Genomic DNA, 13,265 nt, shown 5'->3' with positions numbered 1-13,265 from the left:
CGACCGTCTCGCGACGGTCGGCTTTTTTCATGCCCGCGGCTTTAGGCCGGGATGGACTTGATCTTCGGCATCCGCGCCCAGCAACGGTGCTTGGCGATGGCGGCGAAGAAGCCCTGCTGTACCGCCTTGAAGTCGCTGCCAGTGAGCAGCGCCTCATCGGTGTCCAGGTAGACCGCCTTGAGCAGCTGCTCGGCTTCGCCGGTGAGGGCGATGGCCTTGAGGTGCTTGTAGGCTTCCAGCAGGTAGTGCTTGATCACGCCGTCGTCGAGCATGGCCTTGACGCTCTCGGCGCCGCCCGGCACATAGACCGCATCCAGCGCCACCGAAGGCATGCCTTCGGCCGAGCTGTCCACGGCGACTTCGCTACCATCGGCGGCCTTCACCGGGCCGGCGGTGGGGCCGAGCACCTTGACGTGAGCACCTTCGGCCTTGAGCGCCTGCTTGATCGCCTCCACCTCGCTGGCGATGACGCCGTCACCCACCAGCACTGCCACCTTGAAGCCCTTGATGTTGCCGGACAGCAGGTTCAGCTGGCTCAGCGCCGGCGACTTGTCGATGGAGATCTGGCGCGGCGGTACGGTAGGGGCGGTGGGCGGGGTCACGCCGATCTTCTTGGCCACCTTCTGCGCCAGCTCCAGATCGATGTTGGCGAGGATCTCGTTGACCTGGCGCTCGCGAATCCACATCCGCTCGACCTTGCCCAGTTCGAAACTGTAGGCATCGGCGACGTGAGCCTGCTCGGCTTCCGACAGGCTGTTGTAGAACAGCGTGGCCTGGGAGAAGTGATCACCGAAGGACTCGCTGCGTTCGCGCACCTTGTAACCGTCGATGCGCTCGTAATAGCTCTCGAAGCCGCCGTCCTGGGGCGCCGGCGGGGTTTCCTTGGGCCAGCCGCCGTCAATGGAATTGGGCTCGTAGGAGGCGCGACCCTTGTCGATGGTCATGCGGTACTTGGCGTCGCGCTGGCCGTTGTGATTCGGTACCACCGGGCGGTTGACCGGCAGCTCGTGGAAGTTCGGCCCGCCCAGACGGCTGATCTGGGTGTCGGTGTAGGAGAACAGGCGACCCTGCAGCAGGGGGTCGTTGCTGAAGTCGATACCGGGCACGACATGACCGGGGCAGAAGGCCACCTGCTCGGTCTCGGCGAAGTAGTTGTCCGGATTGCGATTGAGCACCAGCTTGCCCAGCGGAGTGATGGGCACCAGTTCCTCGGGAATGATCTTGGTGGCGTCGAGGATGTCCCAGTCGAACTTGTGCTCGTCTTCCTCGGGAATGATCTGCACGCCGAATTCCCACTCGGGGTAGTCACCGGCCTCGATGGCTTCCCAGAGATCGCGGCGGTGGGCATCGGTGTCCTTGCCGGCCAGCTTCTGGGCTTCGTCCCACACCAGGGAGCGCACGCCACCCGCGGGCTTGAGGTGGATCTTGACGAAGACGCCCTTGCCGGCGGTGTTGATCATGCGGAAGGTGTGGATGCCGAAGCCCTGCATGCTGCGCAGGTTCACCGGGATGGCGCGGTCGGTCATGGTCCAGAGCACCATGTGCGCCGACTCGGGCACCAGGGAGACGAAGTCCCAGAAGGTGTCGTGGGCGCTGCCGCCGGTGGGGATCTCGTTGTGCGGCTCGGGCTTCACCGCGTGGACGAAGTCCGGAAACTTGATGGCGTCCTGGATGAAGAAGACCGGCATGTTGTTGCCGACCATGTCCCAGTTGCCTTCCTCGGTGTAGAACTTGATGGCGAAGCCGCGCACGTCGCGCACGGTATCGCCGGAGCCGCGCGGGCCCTGTACGGTGGAAAAGCGCACGAACACCGGGGTCTGGTGGTTGGGATCGCGGAAGAGGGCGGCCTTGGTCAGGTCGGACCAGTCCTGGTAGGGCTGGAAGTAGCCGTAGGCGCCGGTGCCCCGGGCATGGACGATCCGCTCCGGAATACGCTCGTGGTCGAAGTGGGTGATCTTCTCCCGCATGATGAAGTCTTCGAGCAGGGAAGGCCCGCGGGTGCCGGCGCGCAGCGAATTCTGGTTGTCGGCGATCTTCACGCCGTGATTGGTGCGCAGTGCCTGGCCGGTGGCATCGGAGCGGAACTGTTCGAGTTGCTCGAGTTTCTTTGAGGTGTTCTGGCGATCCAGGGTATCGGTACCGGCGAGTTCACTCTTGGGGGGCGTAGCCATGGAAAGTCCTCATCAGGCGCCTGTCAGGCGCTCTCTGCGTCCCCTACGGAATGTGGGGCGAATTCAGGCAGTCCTGTAGTGACTCACGGGCTAGAGCTGGTGTTCCGCTTGGCTGATGCGAAGCGACGGGCTGTTTCCTCAAGTGAAGTCCCGTCGCAAGAACTGGCCATATGCCTTTATTGGCTTAATACCCGACAACAAGTGCTAAGCAGATATAAGCGCGCGCGTTAAACTGCGCGGCTGGATCACTATCCTGTTGTCTGACGATACCCACAAGGTTTTTCCATTGATCGAATTCCACGCTGTCCACAAGACGTACCGCACACGCGGTCGCGAGGTCGCGGCGCTCCAGCCGGTCGACCTGAGGATCGAAGCCGGCGAGATCTTCGGCCTGATCGGCCATTCCGGTGCCGGCAAGAGCACTCTGCTGCGCCTGATCAACCGCCTCGAAGCCCCCAGTGGCGGGCGCCTGCAGGTCGATGGCGCCGAGGTCACCACCCTGGGCTCGACCGAGTTGCGCGATTTCCGTCGCCGCATCGGCATGATCTTCCAGCACTTCAATCTGCTCTCCTCGAAGACCGTGGCGGCCAACGTGGCCATGCCGCTGGAACTGGCCGGCGGCCGTTCGCGGGCGCAGATCGCCCAGCGCGTCGAGGAATTGCTGGCGCGGGTCGGCCTGTCCGACCAGGCGCGCAAGTATCCGGCGCAACTCTCCGGCGGCCAGAAGCAGCGCGTCGGCATCGCCCGCGCCCTGGCCACCAAGCCGAAGATCCTGCTCTGTGACGAGGCCACCAGTGCCCTCGATCCCCAGACCACCGCCCAGGTGCTGCAACTGCTCGCTGAACTCAATCGCGAGCTGGGCCTGACCATCGTGCTGATCACCCACGAGATGGACGTGATCCGCCGCGTCTGCGACCGCGTCGCCGTGCTCGACGGTGGCGCCGTGGTGGAGCAGGGCACCGTGGCCGATGTCTTCCTGCATCCGCAGCACCCCACCACCCGCCGCTTCGTGTTCGAAGCCGAGCACCAGGACGAGGCCGAGCTGGCCGACGCCTATGCCCATGTCGAAGGCCGCATCCTGCGCCTGACCTTCCGCGGCGAAGCCACCTATGCACCGCTGCTGGGCCATGTGGCCCGGGAGACCGGTGTCGACTACAGCATTCTCGGCGGTCGCATCGACCGCATCCGGGACGAGCCCTATGGCCAGCTCACCATCGCCCTGGTGGGCGGTGACCTGGATGCCGCCCTGGCTCGCTTCCAGGCCGCCGACGTCACCGTGGAGGTCCTGCGCTGATGGACGAACTCTTCACCAACATCGACTGGGCCGAGATCTGGCAGGCGACCCAGGACACCCTGGCCATGCTGGGCTGGTCCATGCTCTTCACCCTGATCCTCGGCCTGCCGCTGGGCGTGCTGCTGTTTCTCACCAGCCGCCGCCAACTGCTGGAGCAGCCGCTGGTCTACGGCATCCTCTCCTTCGTGGTCAACGTGCTGCGCTCGGTGCCCTTCATCATCCTCTTGATCCTGATGATCCCCATCACGGTCTGGCTGATCGGTACCTCCCTGGGCGTCGAGGGCGCCATTCCGCCGCTGGTGGTGGGCGCCGCCCCCTTCTTCGCCCGGCTGGTGGAGACCGCCCTGCGCGAGGTCGACCGCGGCATCATCGAGGCGACCCAGGCCATGGGCGCCAGTCTCTGGCAGATCGTCACCCGCACCCTGTTGCCCGAGGCCCTGCCCGGGCTGATCGCGGCCACCACCGTCACCGCCATCGCTCTGGTGTCCTACACCGCCATGGCCGGGGTGATCGGCGGCGGCGGCCTCGGCGATCTGGCCATCCGTTTCGGCTACCAGCGCTTCCAGACCGACGTCATGGTGGTCACGGTGCTCTTGCTGCTGGTGCTGGTCCAGGTACTGCAGATGGTCGGCGATCGCCTCGTCGCCCATTTCAGTCGTCGTTGATCGAGGGCGCTGTCCGAAGGGTCGCCAAGCAGCCGCCGGCACCTTTCAGGCAAGTCCCAAGGCTTCATCCACTCGCGGTTTTGCACAAGGAAAATCCCAGATGTCGCTGAAACGTACCCTGCTGTCCCTGGCCTTCGGCCTGGGTGTCGCCACCGCCGCCCAGGCCGAGACCCTGACCGTCGCGGTCAATCCGGTTCCCCACGCGGAGATCCTGGAATTCATCAAGCCGCAACTGGCCAAGGAAGGCGTGGACCTCAAGATCAAGGTCTTCACCGACTACATCCAGCCCGATCGCCAGACCGATCAGAAGCAGGTGGATGCCAACTACTTCCAGACCAAGCCTTATTACGCCAGCTACAAGAAGAGCAACCCGAGCAGCGACCAGGTGCCGGTGGTGGCGGTGCACGTCGAGCCCTTCGGTGCCTATTCGCAGAAGATCAAGGACATCAAGGAGCTCAAGGACGGCGCCACCGTGGCCATCCCCAACGACCCGAGCAACTCCGGTCGCGCGCTGCTGCTGATCGCCAAGCAGGGCCTGATTACCCTCAAGGATCCGAGCAACGTCACCGCCACCCCGCGTGACATCGTCGAGAATCCCAAGCACCTGAAGTTCAAGGAGCTGGAAGCCGCGACCCTGCCGCGCGTGCTGAACCAGGTCGACCTGGCGCTGATCAACGCCAACTACGCCCTGGAAGCCAAGCTGGTGCCGACCAAGGATGCCATCTTCATCGAGAGCGGCGAGTCGCCCTACGCCAACCTGCTCTACACCCGCGCCGACAAGGCCAATGACCCGGCCATCCAGAAGCTGGCCAAGGCCCTGACGACCCCCGAGGTGAAGCAATTCATCGAGAAGAAGTACCAAGGCGCCGTCGTTCCCGCGTTCTGAGTCTCGGCTCCATCGCCGTCGACGCCCGCAGAGACGTCGACGGTTCCACCCCGTTCTAGGAAACTGTCATGAAGAAATTGCTCGCCACCGCCGCCCTGCTGGCCGCCAGCCTGACCGCCCACGCCGCCGAGACCCTCAGCGTCGCCGCCACCCCGGTGCCCCACGCCGAGATCCTCGAATTCGTCAAACCCCAGCTGGCCAAGGAAGGGGTGGACCTGAAGATCAAGGTCTTCACCGATTACGTGCAGCCCAACCTGCAGGTGGCCCAGAAGCGTCTGGACGCCAACTTCTTCCAGCACCAGCCCTACCTGGATGAATTCAACAAGAGTCGCGGTACCGACCTGGTGACCGTCGCCCAGGTGCATGTCGAGCCCTTCGGCATCTACTCGCAAAAGATCAAGAAGCTCGACGAAGTCCGCGAAGGCGCCGTCGTGGCCATCCCCAGCGACGCCACCAATGGCGGCCGTGCCCTGCTGCTGCTGGAAAAGGCCGGCCTGATCAAGCTCAAGGACAGCGCCAACATCCTCGCCACGCCCAAGGACATCGCCGAGAATCCCAAGAAGCTCAAGTTCAAGGAGCTGGAAGCCGCGACCCTGCCGCGCGTGCTGAATCAGGTCGACCTGGCGCTGATCAACACCAACTACGCCTTGGAAGCCAAGCTCAACCCGACCCAGGATGCGCTGCTGCTGGAAGGCAAGGAATCGCCCTATGCCAACATCCTGGTCGCCCGTCCGGACAACAAGGACAGCGATGCAGTGCAGAAGCTGGTCAAGGCACTGAACACCCCGGCGGTGAAGCAGTTCATCGAAGAGAAGTACAAGGGCGCCGTGGTTCCGGCGTTCTAAGCGCTGCCCGAAACAAAAACACGCCGGCCCAGTGCCGGCGTTTTTCATGGCTTGCTCAGGTCGCCTCGGCAACCGTCGCCGGCGCGCTGCCCCGGCGTCCGACGATCACCAGCAATACCGCGGCACCGGCAGCCATCAGCAGCGGCAGGGCGTGACCGGTGAGCCACTGGCTGGCGGCGCCGGTGACCAGCGGGCCGACCAGACAGCCGAGCCCCCAGAGCTGGGCGATGCAGGCGTTGGCGCTGACCAGTTCGGCGTCGCGATAGCGCTCACCCACCAGGATCAGTGCCAGGGTGAAGAGACCGCCGGCGGTCGCGCCGAACAGCACCAGCAGCGGCCAGACGCCTGCGGTGTGCAGCAGCAGCGGCAGGGCCAGACTCACCGCCAGCAGCCCCAGGACGCAGCCAAGGAACAGGCCCTGGCGCGAGAGGCGGTCGGCAAGCAGCCCCAGGGGCAGTTGCAGCAGGGCATCGCCCACCACCACGGCGCTGACCATGTACAGCGCCAGTTGCTGACCGAAGCCCTGGTTGAGGGCGTAGACCGGCAGCAGGGTGAGGATCATTGCCTCGAAGCAGGCGAACAGCGCCACCGCCCAGGCGATGGCCGGTGCACCCCGGCAGAAGTCCAGCAGTGCCCGCCAGGCCGCGGTGTGGCCGCCGGCGGCCGGCGCGCCCTGGCGACCGAGCAGCAGCGTGGCGCCGCCGAGCATGAGCAGGGCGCCGAGCCAGAAGCCCTGGTCGCCCTCGGTGCCCAGCACCCCCAGCAGCAGCGGACCGGCCAGCTGGCTCAGCGCATAGCTGCTGCCATAGAGGGCCACCAGGCGACCGCGCCAGCGATCGGTGATGACCTGGTTCATCCAGCTTTCGCCGAGCACGAAGACCAGGGTGAGGATGGCGCCCAGGGCCAGGCGCAGGAGCAGCCACAGGGGATAGCTGGGCAGCAGCGAGAGCAGGATCAGCGAGGCGGCGCCACTGATCAGGCACAGCCGCATCAGCCGTGGCGTGCCGATGCGCGCGGCCAGGCGCCCGGCCAGGCTGGCGCCGGTGAGGATACCGAGGGCCGGCGAGGCGGCCATGACGCCGATGGCGAAGCTGCCATAGCCCCAGCCTTCCAGGCGCAGCGAGACCAGCGGCATCGACAGGCCGATGGCCAGGCCCACGCTGATGACACTGCCCAGCACGGCGAAATAGATGGCCCAGGGCATGGGCGACGGCGAGGAATTCATGGACTCAGCCTAGCTGATAGGGGGGATGACGGGCAGTCGCCACGCGCAGCTTATGGAGCCCGCGGCATCCGTCGGGGTTCCGGCACGGTTGGCCTTTGCCGGGCTTTCGCGTAGCGTGCGCGCTACCTGAAGCCGGTTGAGAGATAACAGAAAATGCGGAAATGGCAGTGCATCGTGTGCGGCTATATCTACGACGAAGCCCTGGGCTGGCCGGATGACGGCATCGCGCCGGGAACGCGCTGGGAGGATGTGCCCGAGGATTGGCTGTGCCCGGACTGCGGTGTGGGCAAGGGCGACTTCGAGATGATCGCCATCGGCTGATCACCCCGCTCCGCGCCTTCCGCGCGGACACAAAAAAGGCATCGCACGGGCGATGCCTTTTGGCTGCAGCGGCGATCCGTGCCGCCTCATGCTCAGCCTTCGATGCTGTCCTTCAGCGCCTTGCCGGGCTTGAACGCTACCGTGTTGCTCGCACGAATCTTGACCGGCTCGCCCGTCTGGGGATTCTTCCCCATGCGAGCACCGCGATGACGCGGCAGGAAGGTACCGAAGCCGACCAGGGTCACGCTGTCCTTGCGGTGCAGCGCATTCGCGATCTCGTCCAACAGCGTGTTGAGCACGACGTTGGCCTGTTCTTTTGGAAGTCCGACTTTTTCAGCGATCACAGCCGCCAATTCAGGCTTGCGCATAGCTACCTCTCGTGGAGTCATTTTTAGCCGTGTGGGCGTCGCATGGCTTTCCTGGCAAAGCGATTACCCCCGAGATAGAGGGTGGCCCGACACAAAGATCGTTGGTGCGACAAAAGTCGAACCAGATAGCGTTATAAGGCAAAGCCGAGAAGAGCGAAAGTTAATTAGCAGACTATTAGGCGTTGGTAGGATGACTGATCCCAACTTGGACATTAATCAACCAATTCCGGCACCCTCTGTGGACACTTTGTCCACTTCATGGCCTGGTCCGAAGGGTCAAGTTGGGGCGAGGGGGGCTCTGGCAAGCCCGTATCGCGATCAGCGATGAGGCTAATGGCTTCTTGCCGGGCACAGCAGTGCCGAGGGGAAGGTGGCGAAGCGGCTACTGGCCGCTTCGCCCTAGGGATCAGGCCGGTGCCTGGGTCGGCATGACCGGTTGCCCGGCCGGCGCCTGGCCTTCCAGGCGCCGCTCCAGGGCCTTGGGCTCGATCACCAGGCGCATGCCATTGCTGGCCTGGGTGCGGCCCCAGTCCTCCAGCAGCTCCATGCAGGCGTGATCGATATAGGAGACGCGCTCCAGGGGCACGTGCAGGGTGGTGCCGGGCTTGACCTGTTCCAGCACCTTGGTCAGCTGGGGCACTCGCAGGAAGGTCGCGGCGCCCACCAGGCGCAGGTCGGCCTGGTCCGGCTGGTCCTCGCGATAGGTCAGGCTGATTTTGAGTTGCGCCGCCTTGACCGCCAGGAAGGCGATCGACAGGCCGAAGCCGACTAGCACCCCGGTCAGCAGGTCGGTGGCGACGATCATCAGGGCCGTCAGGGCATAGACTACCATGGGCGTCCGGCCATAGCGCTTGAGTCCGGTCAGCGACTTGGGATCGGCCAGTTTGACGCCGGTGAACACCAGTACGCCGGCCAGGCTCGCCACCGGCACCAGCTTGAGCACGAAGGGCAGGGCGGCGACGAAGGCCAGCAGCCAGAGGCCGTGGAAGATGGTGGAGGCGCGACTGGTGGCGCCGGCCTGGACATTGGCCGAGCTGCGCACGATGACCCCGGTCATGGGCAGGGCGCCAACGGCGCCACAGAGCAGATTGCCGACCCCCTGGGCGCCCAGTTCGCGGTCGAAGTGCGAGCGAGGCCCGTTGTGCATGCGATCCACCGCGGCGGCCGAGAGCAGGGTCTCGGCGCTGGCAATGAAGGCCAGGGCGAGGGCGGCCACCACCAGTTCGGCGTTGGCCAGCATGCCCAGATCGGCAAAGGTCACCCAGTCGATGGCATCGGCCAGGTTGTTGGGTACTTCCACGCGGCGGATGTCCAGCGCCAGCCAGAGACTGGCCAGGGTCGCCAGGGTCACGCCGATCAGGGCGCCGGGCAAAAAGCGCAGTGTCTGCGGGCGGAATTTCTCCCACAGCCACATGCTGGCGATGGTCAGCAGGCCGATCAGCGCTGCCTGGGCGCCGCTGCCACTGCCGTTCCACTGGCCTGCCGCGGTGAGGGCGGCGCCGGGGAAGGCCAGCAGGTTGGACAGGCCCGAAGCCGCCGGCTTGGCGTCCAGCATTACGTGCAGTTGCGAGAGCACGATGAGGATGCCGATGCCGGCGAGCATGCCGTAGACGACGGCGGGCGAGGTGACGCGGAACCAGGCGCCCAGCCGGGTGAAGCCGGCGACGAGTTGCAGCAGGCCGGCCAGCAGCAGCACCGGGCCCAGGGCCTCGATGCCGTGGCGATTGATCAGGTCGAACACCAGCACCACCAGGCCGGCGGCCGGACCGCTGACCTGCAGCGGCGAACCGGCGAGAAAGCCGACCACCAGGCCGCCGATGATGCCGGTGATGATGCCCTTGGCCGGTGGCATGCCGGAGGCGATGGCGATCCCCATGCACAGCGGCAGGGCGACCAGAAACACCACGACTGAGGCCAGGGCATCGCGCGACAGGCTGCGCCCCGGGGTCTGTTGATTGCCAAGCATGGTCCTGGTCCTCCAGCGACTAGGTAAAGGGGTGCCCGCGCGTCATATCACGTCATATGACACGGTTCGGGATTCAGGCGGCTAGTGGAAAGGGTGGACGGTCCCGATGGAGCCCCAAGGTGGGATCGCCCGGCGCGGTGCGCTGTTATGCGGACGGGTCGCTCGACCCGTCTCGGGGCGGCCAGCCGGTGAACCAGCTGGCCGCCATGGATCAGGCCTGTTGCAGCCGCGGCCGCGGAGTGGCGACCGGCATGTTCTCGCCGTCCAGGGGGAGGAAGCGCTCCTGCTGGGCGTCGTACGCCTTGATCTCGCTGGTCTCGATGGAATAGACCCAGCCATGGATCTGCAGTTGACCGCTGGCCAGACGCGAGGCCACCGAGGGGTGGGTGCGCAGGTGGACCAGCTGGGCCACCACGTTTTCCTCCGTCAAGAAGCCCAGGGTGCCGCCGTGGCCGCAGTCGCAATGACCATGGTCTTCGACCACGGTACGGGCGACCTCGGCATGGCGCAGCCAGACCTTTACCGTCGGCATCTTCTCCAGCGGATCGGGATTGAGCACCGCCTTCATGGCGCCGCAGTCGGAGTGGCCGCAGATGATGATGTGCTTCACGCCCAGGGCCACGACCGCGTATTCGATGGCGGTGGAGACGCCACCGTTCATCTGGCCGTAGGGGGGCACCACGTTGCCGACGTTACGGGTCACGAACAGATCGCCCGGCGAGCTCTGGGTGATGAGCTCCGGGACGATGCGCGAGTCGGCGCAGGTGATGAACATGGCCTTGGGTGACTGCGCACTGGCGAGTTTCTTGAACAGCGCTTCCTGTTCGGGAAAGACATCCTGGCGGAAACGCTTGAAACCATCGACCAACTGCAGGAGGGCCTCGTCGGGTGCGCCGAAGGTATCCGTGTTGTCGCTCATCTGTTTCTGACCTCTTCTCAAGTACGCAATGGCAGCGGCAAGCGCTGGTTAGTGGCTAGACGCCCCCTGGCATCGCCTCGATACGCCCCGGCCATCTCGGGCTCTGGTGGCTTCATTGTCTGGCGATCCATCGCGCACTCGGGCAGCGTCCTGGCACCCGGTCGTTCATCTTGGTGATCTCAACCTTAATCCACGCTGAAACAATCCCTCGTGACGGACAACGCAGAAGATATTTCAAACTTATACTGAGATCATCCCGCCATTATCGCGACACGATCAGTGCATTTCGCCCTTTTATCGGCACGAACCCGGAATTTCGCCGCCGAATCGCGCTTTTCCCCGTGAAGAAAACGTGAATCGCGATAGCCGAACAGATTTACTTGGCGATCAGTGGCTTGCGAGAGATGTGCAAAAATGTGAACGCAATGCCGCTGGTGAAGATTGCTCGCCTCTCGCCCGCTTTGCATCCAGGCTGTGACCTGCGGCACAGTGCCGCAGCCCAGACCTTTCGCCAGCCTTTCAATAGCTCCAATGCCCTATAGGACAGGGGTTTACGGATTTTGCTCGGCACTGACCTACGCCTGAAGCGAAATCTCCGCCGATATCCGGCCTCAGGATCTTCAGGCGGCGGTCGATAGCAGGAGCTTTCCAGGCTCAACGGAAACTCTCCATGTCCTTTCGCAACCTCTCCATCGCGCGGCGCGCCACGCTCGGCTTCGCCTTTATCGGTCTGCTCCTGCTGCTGCTCGGCGGCACCGCCCTGGTCAAGATGAACGACATCCGCGCCTCGGGCCTGGCCATCGAAGACCGCGCCATGCCCCGGGTGGCCGCGCTCGACGAGCTGACCGCCCTGACCCTGCGCCTGCGGGTCCTCTCCTATCGCCTGCTGCTCAACCGCGAGCCCGAAATCATCGCCAAGACCCAGGCGCTGTTCCAGCAGCGCAATGGCCAGATGCGCGCCGCCCAGCAGCGCTACGAGGCGCTGATCCAGTCCGATGAAGAACGCACCGCTTACAGCCGCTACGGCCAGCTGATCACCCAGTACGATGGCCTGCAGCAACGCATGCTGGCATTTTCCGCCGCCGATCAGCTGGAGCCCCTGCGCCGCCTGCTCAACGAAGACCTGCTGGCCAACTCCGATGCGGTCAACGGCGTGCTCAAGCAACTCACCGACCTGGTCGACCAGCAGACCGCTGCGGCCAACGGCCAGTCCGCTGCCGACTACCGTCATGCCATCCAGTGGCTGGTGCTGCTGCTGGCGGCTACCGCACTGCTGACCGTGGTCTTTGCCTGGCTGCTGATCCGCAGCATCACCCAGCCCATCGCCCGTGCCGTGCAGGCGGCCGAGGTGATCGCCACCGGCGACCTCAGCCAGGAGATCCACAGCGAAGGCCGCGACGAGGCCGCGCGCCTGCTGCAGGCCATGAAGACCATGCAGGGCCAGTTGCGCCAGACCCTGCAGGGCATTCTCGGCTCGGCCACCCAGCTGGCTTCGGCGGCGGAAGAACTCAATGCCGTGACCGATGAATCCAGTCGCGGCCTGCAGCGCCAGAACGCCGAGATCGAACAGGCCGCCACCGCGGTGAACCAGATGTCGTCGGCGGTGGACGAGGTGGCGCGCAACGCCGTCAACACCTCCCAGGCGTCCCAGGAATCGGCCGGCGTGGCCCGTGATGGCCGCGACCTGGTGCAGGAAACCGTGGGCGCCATCGCCACCATGAGCGAAGACGTCCAGCACGGCGCCACCCTTGTGGGTGATCTGGCGGTCCAGGTCAACGACATCGGCAAGGTGCTGGACGTGATCCGCAGCGTGGCCGAGCAGACCAATCTGCTGGCGCTCAATGCCGCCATCGAGGCGGCGCGCGCCGGGGAGGCCGGTCGCGGCTTCGCCGTGGTGGCCGACGAGGTGCGGGCCCTGGCCCATCGCACCCAAGAGTCGACCCGCGAGATCGAGACCTCCATCGGCACCATCCAGCAGGGTACCGATCAGGCGGTGGCGGCCATGCGCAGCAGCACCGAACGTGCCCAGTCCACCTTGGAGGTGGCCCGCGGCGCCGGCCATGCCCTGGAGCGCATCCATGGCGCCATCGGCGGCATCAACGAGCGCAATCTGGTCATCGCCAGTGCGGCGGAAGAGCAGGCCCAGGTGGCCCGCGAAGTGGATCGCAACCTGGTGAACATCCGCGAGTTGTCGGTCCAGACCGCTGCAGGCGCCGAGCAGTCCAGCGCCGCCAGTGCCGAGCTGTCGCGCCTGGCCGTCGACCTCAATGGCCTGGTGACGCGCTTCCGCCTGTGATCCTGGCGCGTCCGGTCGCCTTGGTGGCCGGACGCTGCGGCCCTAGCCGGGGCCGAGCAGTTGCAGCACGCCGGTCAGCACCACTAGCAGGCCCAGGGGCGAGGCGAGAAAGGACAGCAGCAGGCAGCGCAGGCGCGGGCCGCGCGGGGTAGGGCAGGTCGTCATGACGTCAGGCAGCTCCGTAGCGAAAACCGGCGCCACGCCTGGCGCCCGGAGCCAATTTTCGCCTGTCCCGGCAGCAACGTCATGCCAAGAAAACGTAAAGATGGGTAAAGCCGCCGCTCCCCCGGGAAGCCTGTCTCCGGGGGT

Annotated in this window: 12 protein-coding genes and 1 pseudogene; 7 read left to right on the top strand and 6 right to left on the bottom strand. The window is 65.3% G+C overall.

The window, feature by feature from the left end; genetic code table 11:
* Positions 1-41: 41 nt before the first annotated feature.
* Positions 42-2,171 (bottom strand): catalase HPII, encoded by a 2,130-nt coding sequence (katE, locus tag EC839_RS09725; RefSeq protein WP_007161462.1) that lies wholly within the window; start codon positions 2,169-2,171, stop codon positions 42-44.
* 286 nt (positions 2,172-2,457) lie between these two features.
* On the opposite strand from katE, the gene EC839_RS09720 reads away from it, so the two are divergent.
* The 4 genes from EC839_RS09720 to EC839_RS09705 all read left to right on the top strand — a co-directional run bounded on the left by EC839_RS09720 (position 2,458) and on the right by EC839_RS09705 (position 5,861).
* Positions 2,458-3,465 carry a methionine ABC transporter ATP-binding protein gene (locus EC839_RS09720; protein ID WP_007161461.1) on the top strand — a complete coding sequence of 336 codons (1,008 nt, stop codon included), beginning with the start codon at positions 2,458-2,460 and terminating at the stop codon, positions 3,463-3,465.
* Positions 3,465-4,130 carry a methionine ABC transporter permease gene (locus EC839_RS09715; protein WP_007161460.1) on the top strand — a complete coding sequence of 222 codons (666 nt, stop codon included), beginning with the start codon at positions 3,465-3,467 and terminating at the stop codon, positions 4,128-4,130. Before EC839_RS09720 ends, EC839_RS09715 begins: the two co-directional genes overlap by 1 nt.
* Before the next feature lie 106 nt (positions 4,131-4,236).
* Complete coding sequence (locus EC839_RS09710) at positions 4,237-5,016, top strand: MetQ/NlpA family ABC transporter substrate-binding protein (protein WP_218568244.1); 780 nt, start codon at positions 4,237-4,239, stop codon at positions 5,014-5,016.
* Positions 5,017-5,084: 68 nt separating this feature from the next.
* Positions 5,085-5,861: a MetQ/NlpA family ABC transporter substrate-binding protein gene (locus EC839_RS09705; RefSeq protein WP_007161458.1), complete on the top strand. Its 777-nt coding sequence runs from the start codon at positions 5,085-5,087 to the stop codon at positions 5,859-5,861.
* A 55-nt stretch (positions 5,862-5,916) separates the two neighbouring features.
* Here the strand turns inward: EC839_RS09705 and EC839_RS09700 are convergent, their stop codons facing one another.
* Positions 5,917-7,065, bottom strand: coding sequence for an MFS transporter (locus EC839_RS09700; RefSeq protein WP_007161457.1), 1,149 nt, complete (start codon positions 7,063-7,065; stop codon positions 5,917-5,919).
* 174 nt (positions 7,066-7,239) lie between these two features.
* Here EC839_RS09700 and EC839_RS09695 point away from each other — a divergent pair, with 174 nt between their 5' ends.
* Positions 7,240-7,407 carry a rubredoxin gene (locus EC839_RS09695; RefSeq protein ID WP_007161456.1) on the top strand — a complete coding sequence of 56 codons (168 nt, stop codon included), beginning with the start codon at positions 7,240-7,242 and terminating at the stop codon, positions 7,405-7,407.
* Between the two features lie 92 nt (positions 7,408-7,499).
* Here the strand turns inward: EC839_RS09695 and EC839_RS09690 are convergent, their stop codons facing one another.
* The 3 genes from EC839_RS09690 to EC839_RS09680 form a co-directional block, all read right to left on the bottom strand.
* Positions 7,500-7,775: an HU family DNA-binding protein gene (locus tag EC839_RS09690; RefSeq protein WP_058791151.1), complete on the bottom strand. Its 276-nt coding sequence runs from the start codon at positions 7,773-7,775 to the stop codon at positions 7,500-7,502.
* A gap of 406 nt (positions 7,776-8,181) precedes the next feature.
* Positions 8,182-9,741 (bottom strand): SulP family inorganic anion transporter, encoded by a 1,560-nt coding sequence (locus tag EC839_RS09685; protein WP_132832523.1) that lies wholly within the window; start codon positions 9,739-9,741, stop codon positions 8,182-8,184.
* Positions 9,742-9,952: 211 nt separating this feature from the next.
* Positions 9,953-10,660: a carbonic anhydrase gene (locus EC839_RS09680; RefSeq protein ID WP_007161453.1), complete on the bottom strand. Its 708-nt coding sequence runs from the start codon at positions 10,658-10,660 to the stop codon at positions 9,953-9,955.
* A 670-nt stretch (positions 10,661-11,330) separates the two neighbouring features.
* Here EC839_RS09680 and EC839_RS24910 point away from each other — a divergent pair.
* Positions 11,331-12,101 (top strand): annotated as a pseudogene (locus EC839_RS24910) (MCP four helix bundle domain-containing protein); the annotation flags it as partial.
* On the top strand, positions 12,084-12,956 hold the full coding sequence (locus EC839_RS24905) for a methyl-accepting chemotaxis protein (protein WP_372237651.1): 873 nt from the start codon (positions 12,084-12,086) through the stop codon (positions 12,954-12,956). The pseudogene EC839_RS24910 and the gene EC839_RS24905, both read left to right, overlap by 18 nt.
* A gap of 42 nt (positions 12,957-12,998) precedes the next feature.
* Here EC839_RS24905 and EC839_RS24495 read toward each other — a convergent pair whose 3' ends face one another.
* Positions 12,999-13,121: a hypothetical protein gene (locus tag EC839_RS24495; RefSeq protein WP_007161451.1), complete on the bottom strand. Its 123-nt coding sequence runs from the start codon at positions 13,119-13,121 to the stop codon at positions 12,999-13,001.
* Positions 13,122-13,265 lie beyond the last annotated feature (144 nt).

It is taken from the genome of Pseudomonas sp. JUb52 (assembly GCF_004341115.1).
Lineage (GTDB): Bacteria > Pseudomonadota > Gammaproteobacteria > Pseudomonadales > Pseudomonadaceae > Chryseomonas > Chryseomonas oryzihabitans.
This window is presented reverse-complemented; position numbering and strand designations above follow the sequence as displayed.